The 15916-nt window shown below is 54.3% G+C and carries 17 protein-coding genes; 4 read left to right on the top strand and 13 right to left on the bottom strand.

The features are described 5' to 3' along the window. Position 1: 1 nt before the first annotated feature. From ugpE to QNH99_RS01665, 8 genes are all read right to left on the bottom strand, one after another. Complete coding sequence (ugpE, locus tag QNH99_RS01700; protein ID WP_096012672.1) at positions 2 to 847, bottom strand: sn-glycerol-3-phosphate ABC transporter permease UgpE; 846 nt, start codon at positions 845 to 847, stop codon at positions 2 to 4. Then, positions 844 to 1731, bottom strand: coding sequence for a sn-glycerol-3-phosphate ABC transporter permease UgpA (gene ugpA, locus QNH99_RS01695; RefSeq protein ID WP_063877549.1), 888 nt, complete (start codon positions 1729 to 1731; stop codon positions 844 to 846). The genes ugpE and ugpA overlap by 4 nt, the downstream gene beginning before the upstream one ends. A 57-nt stretch (positions 1732 to 1788) precedes the next feature. Then, a complete protein-coding gene (gene ugpB / locus QNH99_RS01690) occupies positions 1789 to 3105 on the bottom strand; it encodes a sn-glycerol-3-phosphate ABC transporter substrate-binding protein UgpB (RefSeq protein WP_410517233.1) in 1317 nt (438 codons plus the stop codon). A gap of 293 nt (positions 3106 to 3398) precedes the next feature. Beyond that, on the bottom strand, positions 3399 to 4106 hold the full coding sequence (gene livF / locus QNH99_RS01685) for a high-affinity branched-chain amino acid ABC transporter ATP-binding protein LivF (RefSeq protein ID WP_063877551.1): 708 nt from the start codon (positions 4104 to 4106) through the stop codon (positions 3399 to 3401). A gap of 1 nt (position 4107) precedes the next feature. Further along, complete coding sequence (livG, locus tag QNH99_RS01680) at positions 4108 to 4875, bottom strand: high-affinity branched-chain amino acid ABC transporter ATP-binding protein LivG (RefSeq protein WP_063877552.1); 768 nt, start codon at positions 4873 to 4875, stop codon at positions 4108 to 4110. Next, a complete protein-coding gene (locus QNH99_RS01675) occupies positions 4872 to 6140 on the bottom strand; it encodes a high-affinity branched-chain amino acid ABC transporter permease LivM (RefSeq protein WP_063877553.1) in 1269 nt (422 codons plus the stop codon). The genes livG and QNH99_RS01675 overlap by 4 nt, the downstream gene beginning before the upstream one ends. Then, a complete protein-coding gene (livH, locus tag QNH99_RS01670) occupies positions 6137 to 7063 on the bottom strand; it encodes a high-affinity branched-chain amino acid ABC transporter permease LivH (RefSeq protein WP_063877554.1) in 927 nt (308 codons plus the stop codon). Before livH ends, QNH99_RS01675 begins: the two co-directional genes overlap by 4 nt. A gap of 151 nt (positions 7064 to 7214) precedes the next feature. Further along, positions 7215 to 8339 (bottom strand): branched-chain amino acid ABC transporter substrate-binding protein, encoded by a 1125-nt coding sequence (locus QNH99_RS01665; protein ID WP_063877555.1) that lies wholly within the window; start codon positions 8337 to 8339, stop codon positions 7215 to 7217. 403 nt (positions 8340 to 8742) lie between these two features. On the opposite strand from QNH99_RS01665, the gene panM reads away from it, so the two are divergent. Beyond that, a complete protein-coding gene (panM, locus tag QNH99_RS01660; RefSeq protein WP_063881050.1) occupies positions 8743 to 9129 on the top strand; it encodes an aspartate 1-decarboxylase autocleavage activator PanM in 387 nt (128 codons plus the stop codon). A 43-nt stretch (positions 9130 to 9172) separates the two neighbouring features. On the opposite strand, the gene rpoH is transcribed toward panM, so the two are convergent. The 4 genes from rpoH to ftsY form a co-directional block, all read right to left on the bottom strand. Beyond that, complete coding sequence (gene rpoH, locus QNH99_RS01655) at positions 9173 to 10030, bottom strand: RNA polymerase sigma factor RpoH (protein ID WP_013027559.1); 858 nt, start codon at positions 10028 to 10030, stop codon at positions 9173 to 9175. A gap of 230 nt (positions 10031 to 10260) precedes the next feature. Continuing rightward, positions 10261 to 11244: a permease-like cell division protein FtsX gene (gene ftsX / locus QNH99_RS01650; RefSeq protein WP_063877556.1), complete on the bottom strand. Its 984-nt coding sequence runs from the start codon at positions 11242 to 11244 to the stop codon at positions 10261 to 10263. After that, positions 11234 to 11902 (bottom strand): cell division ATP-binding protein FtsE, encoded by a 669-nt coding sequence (gene ftsE, locus QNH99_RS01645; protein ID WP_063877557.1) that lies wholly within the window; start codon positions 11900 to 11902, stop codon positions 11234 to 11236. The genes ftsX and ftsE overlap by 11 nt, the downstream gene beginning before the upstream one ends. Positions 11903 to 11907: 5 nt before the next feature. Next, positions 11908 to 13563, bottom strand: a complete 1656-nt coding sequence (gene ftsY / locus QNH99_RS01640) for a signal recognition particle-docking protein FtsY (protein ID WP_410517232.1) — start codon at positions 13561 to 13563, stop codon at positions 11908 to 11910. Positions 13564 to 13797: 234 nt separating this feature from the next. Here ftsY and rsmD point away from each other — a divergent pair, with 234 nt between their 5' ends. Together rsmD and QNH99_RS01630 are read left to right on the top strand one after the other, a co-directional pair. Beyond that, the gene (gene rsmD / locus QNH99_RS01635; RefSeq protein WP_145394637.1) at positions 13798 to 14397 is read left to right on the top strand and encodes a 16S rRNA (guanine(966)-N(2))-methyltransferase; all 600 of its coding nucleotides are present in this window, start codon (positions 13798 to 13800) and stop codon (positions 14395 to 14397) included. After that, on the top strand, positions 14387 to 14656 hold the full coding sequence (locus QNH99_RS01630) for a DUF1145 family protein (RefSeq protein ID WP_013027564.1): 270 nt from the start codon (positions 14387 to 14389) through the stop codon (positions 14654 to 14656). Before rsmD ends, QNH99_RS01630 begins: the two co-directional genes overlap by 11 nt. A gap of 38 nt (positions 14657 to 14694) precedes the next feature. On the opposite strand, the gene QNH99_RS01625 is transcribed toward QNH99_RS01630, so the two are convergent. Continuing rightward, the gene (locus QNH99_RS01625; protein WP_410517231.1) at positions 14695 to 15051 is read right to left on the bottom strand and encodes a DUF2500 domain-containing protein; all 357 of its coding nucleotides are present in this window, start codon (positions 15049 to 15051) and stop codon (positions 14695 to 14697) included. 151 nt (positions 15052 to 15202) lie between these two features. Between QNH99_RS01625 and QNH99_RS01620 the strand changes: the two genes are divergently transcribed. Then, entirely contained in the window at positions 15203 to 15832 is a 630-nt protein-coding gene (locus tag QNH99_RS01620) for a lysoplasmalogenase (protein ID WP_096012677.1), read from the top strand. Positions 15833 to 15916: the final 84 nt, after the last annotated feature.

Here is a 15916-nt window from a genome sequence, read left to right as displayed (position 1 = left end):
TCTATTTCTCGCTCTCAACCAGACCACGCACAAAGGCGCGCTGCATAACAAATACCACCACTACCGGTGGAATCAGGGTTAATAACATTGCCGCCATCACTTCGTTCCACTGGGTCGGCGAACCACTGGTGGAGATCATGCTTTTGATCCCGGCCACGGCGGTGCCCAGGTTTGCGTTATCGATAATTAACAGGGGCCAGAGATACTGGTTCCAGCCGTAGATAAAGGTGATAACGAACAGCGCCGCCAGGTTGGTTTTCGACAGGGGCAGCACAATGTCCCAGAAAAAACGCATCGCGCTGGCACCGTCAATGCGCGCCGCTTCGATTAACTCATCCGGCAGCGACATAAAAAACTGCCGAAACAGAAAGGTGGCGGTGGCCGAGGCCATCAGTGGCAGGGTCAGCCCGCTGTAGCTGTCCAGCAGGTTGAGATCGGCAATAACCTGCACTGTCGGGAAAATACGCACTTCGACCGGCAGCATCAGGGTGATAAAGATCATCCAGAAGAACAGTGAGCGCAGCGGAAAACGAAACCACACCAGCGCAAAGGCCGACAGAATCGACACCAGGATTTTGCCAATGGTTATCCCCAGCGCCATGATAACGCTGTTCATCAGCAGCACACTAAAGGCCGGACCGTTGCCGTTCACGCCCCGCGTCCAGATGTGCGAAATGTTTTCCCACAGGTGCGTGCCGGGAATCAGCGTCATCGGGACGTTATACACGGCGTCGTTATCCAGCGTTGCCGCCACAAAGGCAACATAGAGCGGAAACAGGATGGTCAGGATGCCGAGCACCAGCACCACATGGCTGAAAATGTCCAGCCCGCGACGATTTTCAATCATTGGTATTGCACCTTACGCTCAACGAAGCGGAACTGAATGACCGTCAGGCCAATAACCAGCAGCATTAACACCACGGACTGTGCCGCTGAAGAGGAGAGATCCAGGCCGGTAAAACCTTCCCGATAAATTTTATAGATAAGCGTCGTCGTCGCCTGTACCGGGCCACCGCCTGTCGCGGCATCAATGACCGGGAAGGTATCGAAGAAGGCATAAATCAGGTTGACCACCAGCAGGAAGAAACTCACGGGCGTGATCAACGGCAGCGAAATCGAGAAGAAGCGACGCACCGGGCCTGCACCATCAATGGCGGCAGCTTCAACCAGCGACTTCGGTATCGACTGTAATGCGGCGAAAAAGAACAGGAAGTTGTAGCTCATCTGTTGCCACACCGAGGCCAGCACCACCAGAAACATGGCCTGTCCGCTGTTCTGAGCAAAGTTCCAGTTATAACCCATGTGGTTAAGCAGATAGCTTAATAAACCCAGACCGGGGCTGAACAGGAACATCCACAACACGGCAGCAATAACCGGCGCCACCGCGTAGGGCAGCAGCAGCAGCATCTGATAGAGCTTACGCAGGCGCACCACGTAGTCCACCAGCGCGGCCAGCAGTAACGATGACACCATGCCAAAGAAAGCCACCATGCCGCTAAACTTGATGGTGGTCCAGAAGGTATCCAGATAAAGACCGTCGGCAAACAGCCGTTTGAAGTTGTCCAGCCCGACAAAGGTACTGGAGATACCGAAGGGATCAAGATTTTGCAGGGAATACCACAGGGCTTCACCGGCCGGCCAGACAAAGAAAATAGCGGTGATCAAGAGCTGCGGCAGCACCAGAAAATAGGGTAACAGTCGATTGCGAAACACCGGGCGAGAGGGAGACATAGCGTTCTCTGACTTTTAAGGAAAAAAGGCCAGCCGCAGCTGGCCCTGCAGAATGGATTACTTATTCTGTTGCTCGAAACGACGCAGCAGTTCGTTACCCCGCTTCACTGCACTATCCAGCGCGGCCTGCGGCGACTGCTTGCCGGTCCAGACGCCTTCCAGCTCTTCATCCAGGATGGTACGGATCTGCGGCATATTCCCCAGACGCATGCCTTTGGTATAAGGCAATGGCGGCTTGTTCATCATCTGGCGAATCGCAATATCGGCACCTGGGTTTTTCTCGTAGAAGCCTTCTTTCTTCGTCAGCTCATAAGCGGCAGTGGTAATCGGCAGGTAGCCGGTTTTCTGATGCCATTCCGCCGCAATTTTTGGCTCGGTGAGGAATTTCATAAATTCCGCTGCGCCTTTGTAGGTATTGGCATCTTTGCCCTTCATGACCCACAAGCTGGCGCCGCCGATAATGGCGTTCTGCGGTGCATTCGGGATATCCGCATCGTAAGGCATCATGCCGACGCCGTAGTTAAATTTGGCGTAATGGCGAATATCCGCCAGCGAGCCCGATGAGGCGGTGGTCATGCCGCAGTCACCGTTATAGAACTTGGCGGTCGATTCGTCTTTACGACCAAAATAGGTGAAGTCCCCTTTCTTGTTCATATCTTCCAGTAGCTGGATATGACGAACCTGAGCCGGTTTGTTGAACTCCAGTACCGCATCGGTGCCGTCGAAACCGTTGTTTTTGGTGGCAACCGGCAGGCCGTTCCAGGCGCTGAAGTTTTCAATCTGAATCCAGCCCTGCCAGCCGCTGGCATAACCACAACTCATGCCGGATTTACGCAGTGCGGCCGCATCCTTAGCCAGTTCCTGCCAGGTTTTGGGGGCCTGGTCCGGATTCAAACCTGCTTTTTTAAACGCATCTTTGTTGTAATACAGCACCGGCGTGGAGCTGTTGAAGGGCTGAGAGATCAGCTGACCTTGTGCGTTGCTGTAGTAGCCGGCGACCGCAGGGACAAACTGCTTCTCATCCATTGGGATGCCAGCATCTTTGAACACCTGGTACACCGGCACGATGGCTTTGGAGGCCATCATCGTGGCGGTGCCCACTTCATAAACCTGTAACAGGGCCGGGGCTTTTCCTGTGCGGACCGCAGCGATACCTGCCGCCAGACTTTGTTCGTAGTTCCCTTTGTACACCGGGACGATTTTGTAATCCGGGTGTTCCTGGTTAAAACGTTGCGCCAGTGAGTCAACCTCTTTGCCTAACTCGCCTTCCATTGAGTGCCAGAAAGAGATCTCAGTAGCGGCCATTGCATTACCACTGATCGCCAGACCGAGCAGTGCGCTCATCAGGCTACGACGAAAAGTAACAACGGACATAGAATTTTCCTGTTCAGGTAGGTACGCGCGTTATCACGCATTTTTTGCTCGCGAAGTAACATGACACGCTGAAATGACGGAAAAATAACAGTCAGATGACGGAAAAATGACAGCGGAATGTCAGAAGATGACAGGGATAAGCGGGATTAATGCATGAGGACGATACGACGAGGGTAGGAAAGTTGAGCCAGATAACTGAAGTGTGACAGCGCCCCACCCTCGAAACCCAAAAAAGCGATAACGAGAGTGAGCGCTGCCCGACATGCGCCAGGCCTGAGAGCCAGGCCTGCCACCTATGCGCCCAGATATGCGCTGCGCACGGCCTCATTGGAAAGTAACGCCTCGCCGCTGTCCTCCAGCACCACGTGACCGTTTTCCAGCACGTAACCCCGATCGGCCAGTTTCAGAGCCTGGTTAGCATTCTGCTCTACCAGGAAAATCGTCATGCCTTCGCTGCGTAACTGCTCAATCGTATCGAATATTTGCTGAATAATAATCGGCGCCAGGCCCAGGGAAGGCTCATCCAGTAACAACAGGCGCGGTTGACTCATCAGTGCCCGGCCAATCGCCAGCATCTGCTGTTCGCCACCCGACATGGTGCCTGCCCGCTGAATTTTACGCTCAGCCAGACGCGGAAACAGCGTATACACCCGTTCGATGCGTTGCAGATACTGCTGGCGGCTGGCAAAAAAACCGCCCATTGCCAGATTCTCTTCCACGGTCATGCGTGAAAACACGCGGCGTCCTTCGGGCACGATGGCAATGGCTTCGCGCATAATCCGCGCCGTTTGCCAGTCGGTGATGGCTTTACCGTCAAAGGTGATGGTGCCGCTGGTCGCACGCGGTTCACCGCATAGCGTACCCAGCAGCGTGGTTTTGCCCGCCCCGTTTGCACCAATCAGGGTCACAATTTCACCCTGGTCAATATGCAGGCTAACGCCGTGCAGGGCCTGGATTTTTCCGTAATGCGCACTGACGTTATCAATGGTTAACATGGCCATATTACGCCTCTCCTAAATAGGCACGGATCACATCCGGGTTATTACGAATCTCTTCCGGTGTGCCGTTAGCCAGCGGCGTTCCCTGATTCACCACATAGATACGATCGGAAATCCCCATGACCAGCTTCATATCGTGTTCAATCAACAACACGGAAACCTTATGCTCACCACGTAGCTCGGCAATCAACTCATCCAGCTCGTGCGTCTCTCGCGGGTTAAGCCCGGCAGCCGGCTCATCCAGCATTAAAATCTCCGGGCGCGTCACCATGCAGCGGGCAATCTCCAGTCGGCGCTGCTGACCATAGGCCAGATTACCGGCCTGACGATTGGCCATGTCCAGCAAGCCGACGCGCTCAAGCCAGGTGGCAGCACGATCCAGCGCGTCGCCTTCACTGCGGCGAAAAGCGGGCGTTTTAATCAGGCCTGAAAAGACGCCGCTTTTCAGATGCTGATGCTGCGCGACCAGCAGATTTTCAATCACCGTCATTTCGCGGAACAGACGTACGTGCTGGAACGTACGCACAATCCCCATGCGGGCGATCTTCTGCCCGGATAAACCGGCCAGATTCTTGTCACGCAGCGTAATGCTGCCGCCAGTGGGCTTGTAAAAGCCGGTCAGGCAGTTGAAGACGGTGGTTTTACCCGCGCCGTTTGGCCCGATAAGCGACACGATTTCCTGGGGTCGCAGTTCCAGCTTTACGTTGTTCACGGCTAACAGACCGCCGAAGCGCATCATCAGGCCCTCAACGGCTAACAAAGGCTGACTCATGCCTGCTCTCCTTGTTTACCCTGCCTGAGTTTCAGGTGCGGACGCTTCATGGGCAGTAAGCCCTGTGGACGCCAGATCATCATCAGCACCATCAATCCACCCAATACCAGCATGCTGTACTCATTGAGATCACGCATCAGTTCACGTGAAACCACCAGCAAAATGGCGGCCAGAATAACGGCGAACTGCGATCCCATCCCGCCCAGCACGACGATGGCTAAGACAAAAGCAGATTCGACGAAGGTAAAAGATTCCGGGCTGACAAATCCCTGACGGGCAGCAAACAGCGTACCGGCAAACCCCGCAAAGGCAGCACTGATGGTAAAGGCCGTGAGTTTAATACGGGTCGGGCTTAAGCCCAGCGAGCGACAGGCAATCTCATCTTCACGCAATGCTTCCCAGGCCCGGCCGAGCGGCATACGCAGCAGGCGGTTAATCACAAACAGCGTCAGCACCACCAACAGTAATGCCACCAGATACAGGAAAATCACCCTGTCACTGGGATCGTATTTCATGCCAAAGACGTCGTGAAACGTGCCCCATCCACCTTCACTGACGCGGCGGCCAAACTCCAGGCCGAAGAACGTGGGTTTGGGAATCTGGGCAATACCGTTTGGCCCACCAGTAATCGCGGTGTTATTCAGCAGCAGGATACGGACGATTTCGCCGAAGCCGAGCGTCACAATCGCCAGATAATCACCACGCAACCGCAACACCGGGAACCCCAGCAGCAGACCAAACGCGGCAGCCACTAAACCAGCCAGCGGCAGGCTCTGCCAGAAACCGAAACCATAGTAATGATTGAGCAGGGCAAAGGTATAAGCGCCTATCGCGTAGAACCCGCCGTAACCCAGAACCAGCAGCCCTGACAGCCCAACCACCACGTTCAACCCCAGGCCCAGCATGATGTAGATGAGCGTCAGCGTCGCGATATCAACGCTGCCGCGCGAGACCAGGAACGGCCAGATAACGGCGGCGGCGATCATCAATGCCATGACGAGCTTTTGCTTTGGCGTGGAACCATCAAAGCCGGGCAGCACCAGGCCGCCGCTGCGTTTCAGCTTGCCCTGAAACAGCGGGCGCAGCAGCTGGAACAGGAACACCACCGCACAACCGATAAATATCCAGTTCCAGCGCACGCTACCGGCATTCACCACCTGCAGCTTCGTACCATTCAGATCGAGGCGCATTCCCATAAAGAACGCGGCCAGAACCAGCAGCATGACCGTAGAGATCAGTGCATTGACCAGACCAAGGCGTTTCATACTTTCTCTACCTCCGGACGGCCCAGAATACCGGTCGGCATCACCAGCAGCACCACAATCAGTAAGGCAAACGACACCACATCTTTATATTCGGTTGAGAGATAAGCCGAGGTCAGGGCTTCAGCAATGCCCAGCACCAGACCGCCAATCATCGCGCCGGGAATACTGCCAATGCCGCCCAGTACCGCTGCGGTAAAGGCTTTCATGCCTGCCATAAAGCCGATAAACGGGTTGATCGAGCCATAAAACTGGCCTAACAGCACACCGGCCACTGCCGCCATCGCCGCACCAATCACGAAGGTGAGCGATATCACGCGGTCCGTGTTAATCCCCAGCAGACTGGCCATTTTCAGGTCTTCAGCACAGGCCCGGCAGGCGCGGCCCATGCGGGAATAGCGAATAAACAAGGTCAGTGCCAGCATGGTCAGGAACGTCACCACCCAGATCACCACCTGCATGGTCGACAGCGTGGCCGCAAAACCATTGCTTTCGCCCAGCGTCCACTGGCCGGTAATGAGACTCGGCAGCGCAAGATCGCGTGAGCCCTGGGTCAGGCTGACGTAGTTTTGTAGAAAGATAGACATCCCGATGGCGGAGATCAGGGCAATGAGGCGCTTGGAGGAGCGGACCGGCCGGTAAGCCACCCGCTCAATGCTCCAGCCATAGGCGCTGGAAATAATCACCGCCATCACAAAACCGGCGGCAATCATCAGCCATGTGGTATCAATGCCCATCATCATCAGGGCGGCAATCACGATAAAAGAGACATAGCTGCCGATCATATAGACCTCGCCGTGGGCGAAGTTGATCATGCCGATAATGCCGTAAACCATGGTGTAGCCAATGGCGATCAGCGCGTAGGTGCTCCCGAGGGTTACCCCGTTGAACATCTGCTGAATGAAATAGAGAAACTGCTCGGACATAGTGAGGACCTACTCAGGAACCAGAAAACCCCTCTCCTGCCAGCAGAAGAGGGTTAGCAAGGCGAAGGCGGCACGACAGCGTGCGCATGGCCTTCGCCTGCTTCCCCGATCACCGATCACCGATCACCGATCACGGGGAAGAGTCATTGCCTTATTTAACAGCGGTAGACGAACCGTCTTTGTGCCATTTGAAGACACCAAATTCAAAGCCCTTCAGATCGCCTTTCTGATCCCAGCTCAGGTCGCCCATAACCGTTGGAACAGGTGCGCCGGTTTTAAGGTTCTTCGCAATCGCATCGGGTTCATCGCTCTTGCTGCGCTCGATGCCGGTGACCAGAGACTGGATAGCCGCATAGGTGGTCCAGACGAAAGGTCCGGTAGGATCTTTACGGTTAGACGCGGTGTTGGCTTTAATGGCTTCAACAATCGCCTTGTTCTGTGGCAGCTGGTCGTAACGTTTTGGTAATGTGACGTACAGCCCTTCAGACGCATCGCCCGCGATGTTAGACAGCGAGGCATTGCCCACGCCTTCTGGTCCCATAAAGCCGGCCTTCAGGCCTGCGGCTTTAGCCTGGCGCAGAATCTGGCCCAGCTCCGGGTAGTAACCGCCGTAATAAACGAAATCCACGTTTTCTTTCTTCAGACGGGCAACCAGGGTAGAGAAATCTTTATCGCCTGCGGTGATCCCTTCAAACATCACCACGTTGCCACCTTTGGCTTTCAGGGTTTTCTGGACGGATTCCGCCAGGCCCTGTCCGTACTGCTGTTTGTCATGCACAACAGCGATACGTTTTGGTTTAATCACATCCAGGATGTAGTTCGCTGCGGTTGGGCCCTGATCAGAATCCAGACCGGTGGTGCGCATCACGTCTGCATAACCCCGTGCGGTCAGTTCAGGTGCCGTGGCGGCCGGGGTAATCATCAGCACGCCTTCGTCATTGTAGATGTCTGAAGCAGGCTGCGTTGAGGAAGAACACAGGTGTCCGATGACATATTTAATGCCGTCGTTAATCACCTTGTTGGCCACTGCAACCGCTTGTTTTGGGTCACAGGCATCGTCATATTCCACACCGACCAGTTTGTCGCCGTTTACGCCACCTTTGGCATTAATATCTTTAATCGCCTGTGCAGCGCCGGTAAATTCCATATCACCATACTGCGCGACCGGGCCAGTAGCGGCACCTACGATAGCTATTTTAATATCTTTCGCCATTGCCGCATGGCTCATCGCCAATGCAACGCATCCTGCCAGTAACGCGCGACCTGTCATTTTCATGCGAACTACCCCATCAGTTATGTCGTGTTTGTTGTGAGTGATGTTATTTTCTGCCAGATAAAGTGGAAAACTGATTTAACAATAATGAGTTAGCACGCTTTTCTGGCTTTTATTAGTAATAAGGCTTTATATTTCAGACTATTAAACAGGAAGTATATTCTGTAAAGCAACTGACATATTCATGATTCGCAATGTTAAGCAGCATAATCATCTGGAGGCAATGCACAGCTTTTGCTTACCAGGCCAGCGCGTTATGCTGTCTTTAAAATCGGAATACCTGTTTATCACTATTATCCTGGCACTCGGTCGCGGTTTTGACCTGTTTTATTGCTTAAAATGTGTCGGGGTTCCGGTTACGGGAATTGACTACATTATCGGCTTTTTACACATACAGGTGTTTGTTATGAAGCTCACCATTATGCGTCTGACCTCGCTGACGCAGCAGGACCGGACAGACCTGGGGAAGATCTGGCCTGAAAGGGATATCGCGCAGTTGGAGGCGTCGTTAAATGAAAGCCATCGTCTTTATGCCGCGCGCTTCAACGATCGTTTGCTGGCGGCATTGCAGTTAGAAATTTCAGGGATTCATGGCAAGGTGCATCATCTGACGGTAAGAGAGGCCACCAAACGGCGTGGTGTCGGTCAGTATCTCCTGGAAGAAACGATGCAGCAGAATCCATCGCTGAACGACTGGTGGATTGCCGATGACGGGAGTGACGATCAACGCATCCGGGCGGCGTTTATGCAGGCGTGTGGTTTTCGTGCGCAGGTTGACGGCTGGGTGAAATAACGTGCAGGCAGTAAAAAGGGCGACCTGAGGTCGCCCTGTCTCGTCAGGCTTCGATCGCCATTCGAAGTTTTTTCATCGCGTTCTTTTCAAGCTGTCGGACGCGCTCTGCGGAAACGCCGTAACGATCGGCCAGTTCCTGCAGGGTCGTTTTGTTGTCCTCATCCAGCCAGCGGGCACGGATAATATGCTGGCTGCGCTCGTCCAGGCCTTCCATTGCGTATGTCAGCTTATCGGCCGCATGGGATTCCCAGTTATCCTCTTCAATGCCGTCGGCAAAATCAGAGGTTTTATCCTGGAGATACAGCACCGGGGCCATGGATTTGCCTTCGCCGCTTTCATCGTCAGCGGACATATCAAAGGTCATATCCTGAGCCGCCATGCGCGATTCCATTTCTCGCACATCTTTGCTGCTTACGCCCAGCTCACGCGCGACCATTTCCACTTCATCCTGATTAAACCAGCCCAGACGCTGCTTGGTTTTACGCAGGTTAAAGAACAGCTTACGCTGTGCCTTGGTGGTCGCCACTTTCACGATACGCCAGTTACGCAGCACGTATTCGTGAATTTCCGCTTTGATCCAGTGAACGGCAAAGGACACCAGACGGACGCCAACTTCAGGATTAAAGCGACGAACGGCTTTCATCAAGCCGATGTTACCTTCCTGAATCAGGTCAGCCTGAGGCAGGCCGTAGCCTGAGTAGTTACGAGCGATATGAACAACAAAGCGTAGGTGAGACAGGATCAGCGTCTTTGCCGCATCCAGATCGCCCTGGTAATGCAGCCGTTCAGCCAACGCCTTTTCCTCTTCTGCCGACAACATCGGCCAGGTATTGGCAGCCCGAACATAAGATTCCAGGTTGCCCAGAGGAGCAATAGCTAAAGTTTGCATTTCTTTGGTCATTCAAACCCTCACAAAATCAGTGGAATTGCCGCATCTTTCCTTAAGCGCACGTCACATTATGTCAACGTCGCAGGAAAACCAAAAGCAATCTGTGCTACTTGGAAAACAAAGTTATCCACAAGTTCAATTATAGCAGTGTATATTTTACACACAGATGACAGCGGGGCAACATCCTCTGCACCCATTGTCGGCAGCAGAGGATGATTATAACAAAAAAATGTTGCAGCAGTTTACTGGGGCGTAAATCGGCGTAAATGTTGTACCGTCGCCAGCCAGGCCGCAATCCATCCGATGATGGCCGCAATCAGCAGCAGCAGTAGCGCCTCATCCCAGGAAAAACCTTCCAGAGAGAATGTCGTGCCAAACACCGACGCAACATGCGCCACGACGGACTGCAGACGCAGGACCAACACTTCAGACAGAATCAGCGATAATACCGCCCCGGTGAAACCTAATAACGCCCCGCCATACAGGAACGGACGCAGGATAAACCCATCGGTGGCCCCGATCAGCTTCTGTACGTTGATCGTATCGCGCCGGGCAAAAATGCTCAGCCTGACGCTGTTGCCAATCACCAGGAACACCGCCACGATCATTAAGATACCGATCATGGAGGCAATTTGTCCCACCAGCCCGGTCAGGGCCGCAAGACGGGCGAACCAACTGTCATCCATGCGTACTTCGTCTACGCCCTGCACTTTTGCCACCCTGTCGCGCAGGGTTTGCAGAGTGTCCGAATTCTGGAAGTTGAGCTTAGGCGTAATAATGACAACGGCCGGCAGAGGATTCTGCTCCAGCATATCCATCGCGCCACCAAAGCCTGACCAGTTACGGAATTCGTTCAGGGCCTCTTCACGCGTCAGATAGTTGACGTGCTCCACGCCATCGACCTGCTTTAGCTGGGCCGTCACGTTTTCCGCCGCGGTGTCGTCCAGGGTTTTAGAGAGATAAACCGTAAGCTGCGGAGCCGGATACCATTGCGTGGCGGCCTGGCTGACGTTTTTCCACACCATATAACACACGCTGGGCAGCGTCAGAGAAATGGCGATAACCATCACCGTCAGCAACGTCGCCAGTGGCTGACGCCACATGTCAGACAACGTACCGCGCAGCGCATAGCGCCACTGCTCCTGCATGCCGCCGCGTAACGCTTTGCTTTTCGACGGTTGCTTCGCCTTCGGCGCTGTCGCGCGTTTATTGCGTTTATTGACCATCGTGGCCTCCGTGCAGGCGTCCTTTGTTCAGCGTCATCACCCGATAATTTCGGCGACCGATAAGCGCCACATCATGTGTCGCCATCAAGACAGTCACCCCAACGCGATTAAACTCTTCAAACAGCCGCAGAATGTCTTCAGACAGGGCCTCATCAAGGTTACCCGTCGGTTCATCCGCCAGCAGTACCGCAGGTTTATTCACGACGGCACGCGCAATGCCGACGCGCTGCTGTTCACCACCAGAAAGTTGAATAGGATAACTTTTCGCTTTGTCGAGCAGGCCCACTTTGTCTAAGGCCGCAGAAACACGACGCCGGATATCCTCACCGCTGGCCCCGGATATGATCAACGGAATCGCCACGTTGTCGTACACGGAACGATCCATCAGCAGGTGGTGATCCTGAAAGATCATCCCAATCTGACGGCGCAGAAACGGCACCTCGCTGTTACGCAGACGTGAAATATCATGCCCGCTAAACCAGATTTGTCCGGCGCTGGGACGTTCAATGCCACAAATCAGCTTCAGCAAGGTACTTTTCCCTGCGCCAGAATGGCCGGTCAGAAACGCCATTTCACCAGGACGCAGATGAAAATCTACTCCCTGCAGCGCCTGACGTCCGCCGAGATATGCCTTACTGACCTCTTCAAAGCGAATCATCCTAATTAGTCCTCTCGGGCAAACAGTGCCTCAATAAAATCCTCGGCCTTGAAGGGCCGTAAATCTTCGATGCCTTCTCCAACACCGATATAACGGATAGGTATGCCAAACTGATCCGCCACCGAGAAAATCACGCCACCTTTGGCCGTGCCATCCAGTTTCGTCAGGGTAATGCCGGTCAGACCGACGGCTTCATTGAACAGTTTGGCCTGGCTGATGGCATTCTGCCCGGTGCTGGCATCAATTGTCAGCATGACTTCATGCGGCGCCTGCTCATCCAGCTTTTTCATCACGCGTGTGATTTTCTTCAGCTCTTCCATCAGGTGCGATTTGTTTTGCAAACGCCCCGCGGTGTCGGCGATTAAGACGTCAACGCCACGGGATTTGGCAGCCTGAATGGCGTCGAAAATCACCGAGGCAGAATCCGCGCCGGTGTGCTGTGCCACCACAGGAATGTTGTTGCGCTGGCCCCATACCTGAAGCTGTTCAACGGCCGCCGCACGGAAGGTATCGCCCGCCGCCAGCATGACCGACTTCCCTTCAGCCTGATACTGACGAGCCAGCTTACCGATGGTGGTGGTTTTACCCACACCGTTTACACCGACCATCAAAATGACGAACGGGGTTTTACCTTCAAGGTTGAGCGGTGCTTCGACTTTCGCCAGAATCCCGGCCATTTCGCTTTTCAGCAGGCCATAAAGCGCCTCTGCATCGCGAAGCTGTTTACGATCGGCCTGCTGCGTCAGGCTGGTAATAATGCGGCGCGTCGTTTCAACCCCCACATCCGCAATCAGCAGTTGCTCTTCCAGCTCTTCGAAAAGCTCATCATCGATCTTCTTGCCACGAAACAGGCCGATAAAACCCGAGCCCAGATTCTGGCGGGTTTTCACCAGGCTACGTTTCAGGCGGGCAAAGAAGCCTTCTTTCGTCGGACGATCCTGCTCCTGCGTCACTAGCGGCGCGGCGGCCAGGGGAAGATCGCTGACGGTATCGGTAGGTTCTGCCTGACCCGCATGGTGAGGCGCTTCCTCAACGGCATCCGCGCCCGCTAAAGCCAGCGCGGTCAGTTCGTCATCGCTCAGCGGTGCGTCGTCTGCAACAGGGGCAGGTTCTGACGCCACAGTTTCAGGTTCGTGAGGCGTAACCTCCACGATATCCGCATCGGCCAGCGCCAGCGCGGTCAGTTCGTCGTCGCTCAGCGGTGCGTCGTCTGCAACAGGGGCAGGTTCTGACGCCACAGTTTCAGGCTCGTGAGGCGCGACCTCAACGATATCCGCATCGGCCAGCGCCAGCGCGGCCAGTTCATCGTCGCTCAGCGGTGCATCATCTTCCGTGGGAACGGGCGCAGGCTCAGTGGTTTTCGCCGGTGCAATCCCGCCCTCCTGCTGAGTCAACGCACGTTCAGCGTCTGACGCAGGGGGCGTGGGCTCTACTGTGGCGCCGGGAGCGAGGGGGCGTTGCGGTTCAACGACGTGTTCAGGGGTTGCAACGGTCTCTTCCGCATGGGTTTTCGCCTGACTTATTGCCGGGGCTTCCTGTTCTGGCTGCTGGACTTCCGATTGTGCAGTCTGTGATGTCTGCTCTTCCGTTGAGGGTTGTTTCTCTTCTTCTTTGCCAAATCCCAGCCAGGAAAAAAAGCCTCGTTTTTTCTCTTTTGCCATTGTGTAACCACACTCCTCGATGGCTTCATCCCGGTAGCACAATGTACCCAGGGTTAAAAACAGTAATGGGTGATAAACGCCAGATGAGCGTCAAACCGCAGAATTATGCATAACAGCAGCAACGCTGTAGTCTAACACTTTCCAGCCAGCTCACCACAGCACCCTTTTTTAACGTTTCTTCTCATCGTTTCGCCCGTTAAACTACGCAACAAATTATGAAGATTTGTGAGCAAAATGATAAAACCTCCCCGTAAGACTGGTGGTGCAGGCCAAATCCGCATCATTGGCGGACAGTGGCGCGGCCGCAAATTGCCGGTGCCGGACAGCGCCGGGCTCCGGCCGACTACCGACAGAGTGCGCGAAACCCTGTTTAACTGGCTGGCGCCCTCTATTCAACAGGCCGACTGCCTGGACTGCTTTGCCGGTAGCGGCGCGCTGGGGCTGGAAGCCTTGTCGCGTTTTGCCGCATCGGCAACCTTACTGGAGCTGGAACGCCCGGTGGCGCAGCAGCTGTCAAAAAATTTACAGACGCTACAGGCTGCTAACGGCAAGGTTGTGCAGACAAACACCCTCACCTGGCTGGCTCAGGACGGTAAACCCTTTCATATCGTGTTTATCGATCCCCCCTTTCGCCAGGGCCTGCTGGAACAAACGCTGCAACTGCTGGAGAATAACGGCTGGCTGACTGCTGATGCACTCATCTACGTTGAAAGTGAAGTCGAGCGCGGCGCACCGCCAGTTCCGGCGCACTGGAATCTTTACCGCGAAAAAATTGCCGGCCAGGTGGCCTATCGCTTATATCAGCGCCAACAGGAGACACACGATGTTACTTAATTTAGGACGCCTGCTGATGCTGTGCGTGTGGGGTTTTTTACTGTTTAACCTGATTCATCCTTATCCAAAGCCATTGACCTGGTTTATCAATGTGGCCCTGATATTTATGATTCTGATGCATGGTTTGCAGTTGGTTTTGCTGCGCACCACACAAGGCAAAGATGCACCGCCGATCGATCGTGTCACCCAGATAAAGGTCTTTTTGTTTGGCGTTTTCGAACTGGTTGCGTGGCAGAAAAAAAATTTCCCACGTAAGTAATATCAGTAACATCGTCACGGCGGGCACCAGACCCGCCGTTAACGCTGGGTGGGCGTAAAACGAATAAAACGCGTGCCCTGCAGGGTAAGCTCCCCTTCCGTGCCCTTGTCCATCAAATGGTAGTCGCCCTCGCTCACCCGCATTTTGATATCGCTTTCGCCGTTCAGCGGATGAAACCAGGCTTCATAGCGCATTTCGTCTCCGGCGATAACTTCACGCTCACGCGACCGGCGGCTGGAAACCGAAAACTCACGTTTGGTTTTCACTTCGACCGCCAGCGTACGTACCGGCGAAGCATCGTTAACGGCGGCCTCACGCCGCTGCTTGATGAACTGGCGGGTCGCTAAAACCGCAATAACAGCCAGTACAATAATTAAAAGGAGCGGTGGTTTCATACTATCCCAGCTTTATCAGGTTACAGAGGGTGCAGGTTACGTGCTAAAGCATACAACCAGACTTCACCGATTGTCACATCGTGCTGGCGTAACCTAGACTGATAGGAGTTTTTCAGGAACTGTCACCATTTTTGGTAAAAAGGGAGAAGCAATGCTCTGGTCCTTTCTCGCTGTACTTTTCTCCGGCTGGCTGTATGTGGATGCCTCTTACCGGGGGCCGCAATGGCAACGCTGGTTATTCAAACCGGTCACCTTACTGCTGTTAGTCGGGCTGGCCTGGCAAGCGCCGACGCGTAGCACCTCTGACTATCTGATTGTGGCCGGACTGGTCGCCACCCTGATCGGCGACACGTTGACGCTGCTGCCACGGCAGCAAACGCTCTATGCGCTGGGGGCGTTTTTCCTGTCGCATCTGCTCTATACGCTGTGCTTTGCCGCCAACATGACCATGAGTTTCTACTGGCCTATTCCGCTGACCTTTTTGATTATCGGGGTTGTCGTGATTGGTGTGCTGTGGAGTAAGCTGGAAACGCTACGCTGGCCGGTCTGTACGCTTATCGGTATGACGCTGGTCATGAACTGGATGGCAACAGAGCAGTATTTTTTCCGCCCGAGCGATTACAGCTTCTCGATTCTTGTCGGTTCTGCTCTGCTTCTGCTGGCCAATATTGTGTGGTTTATCAGCCATTACCGCCGCCGCTTTAGCGCGGACAGCGCCATCGTCGCCGCCTGCTATTTTGCCGGTCACTTTATGATTGTCCGTTCCCTGTGGATCGCCTAAGAAACCGTCACAATAAATCTGGAGATGGATGAAACCGTCGGGTGTAAGATAAGTCGTGGGCATGTTGCCCACGACTTCCGGAGG

Origin of the sequence: Pantoea allii (genome assembly GCF_046529425.1) — a bacterium.
GTDB lineage: Bacteria > Pseudomonadota > Gammaproteobacteria > Enterobacterales > Enterobacteriaceae > Pantoea > Pantoea allii.
This window is presented reverse-complemented; position numbering and strand designations above follow the sequence as displayed.

Excerpts from the sequence above, each read along its gene's own strand:
- QNH99_RS01620 (WP_096012677.1), top strand. The coding sequence starts at position 15,203 with ATGCTCTGGTCCTTTCTCGCTGTACTTTTCTCCGGCTGGCTGTATGTG.
- ugpE (WP_096012672.1), bottom strand. The coding sequence starts at position 847 with ATGATTGAAAATCGTCGCGGGCTGGACATTTTCAGCCATGTGGTGCTG.
- livF (WP_063877551.1), bottom strand. The coding sequence starts at position 4,106 with ATGGCCATGTTAACCATTGATAACGTCAGTGCGCATTACGGAAAAATC.
- ftsX (WP_063877556.1), bottom strand. The coding sequence starts at position 11,244 with ATGGTCAATAAACGCAATAAACGCGCGACAGCGCCGAAGGCGAAGCAA.
- ugpB (WP_410517233.1), bottom strand. The coding sequence starts at position 3,105 with ATGTCCGTTGTTACTTTTCGTCGTAGCCTGATGAGCGCACTGCTCGGT.
- panM (WP_063881050.1), top strand. The coding sequence starts at position 8,743 with ATGAAGCTCACCATTATGCGTCTGACCTCGCTGACGCAGCAGGACCGG.
- QNH99_RS01630 (WP_013027564.1), top strand. The coding sequence starts at position 14,387 with ATGTTACTTAATTTAGGACGCCTGCTGATGCTGTGCGTGTGGGGTTTT.
- livH (WP_063877554.1), bottom strand. The coding sequence starts at position 7,063 with ATGTCCGAGCAGTTTCTCTATTTCATTCAGCAGATGTTCAACGGGGTA.
- QNH99_RS01675 (WP_063877553.1), bottom strand. The coding sequence starts at position 6,140 with ATGAAACGCCTTGGTCTGGTCAATGCACTGATCTCTACGGTCATGCTG.
- ftsY (WP_410517232.1), bottom strand. The coding sequence starts at position 13,563 with ATGGCAAAAGAGAAAAAACGAGGCTTTTTTTCCTGGCTGGGATTTGGC.
- rsmD (WP_145394637.1), top strand. The coding sequence starts at position 13,798 with ATGATAAAACCTCCCCGTAAGACTGGTGGTGCAGGCCAAATCCGCATC.
- QNH99_RS01665 (WP_063877555.1), bottom strand. The coding sequence starts at position 8,339 with ATGAAAATGACAGGTCGCGCGTTACTGGCAGGATGCGTTGCATTGGCG.
- QNH99_RS01625 (WP_410517231.1), bottom strand. The coding sequence starts at position 15,051 with ATGAAACCACCGCTCCTTTTAATTATTGTACTGGCTGTTATTGCGGTT.
- livG (WP_063877552.1), bottom strand. The coding sequence starts at position 4,875 with ATGAGTCAGCCTTTGTTAGCCGTTGAGGGCCTGATGATGCGCTTCGGC.
- ugpA (WP_063877549.1), bottom strand. The coding sequence starts at position 1,731 with ATGTCTCCCTCTCGCCCGGTGTTTCGCAATCGACTGTTACCCTATTTT.
- ftsE (WP_063877557.1), bottom strand. The coding sequence starts at position 11,902 with ATGATTCGCTTTGAAGAGGTCAGTAAGGCATATCTCGGCGGACGTCAG.
- rpoH (WP_013027559.1), bottom strand. The coding sequence starts at position 10,030 with ATGACCAAAGAAATGCAAACTTTAGCTATTGCTCCTCTGGGCAACCTG.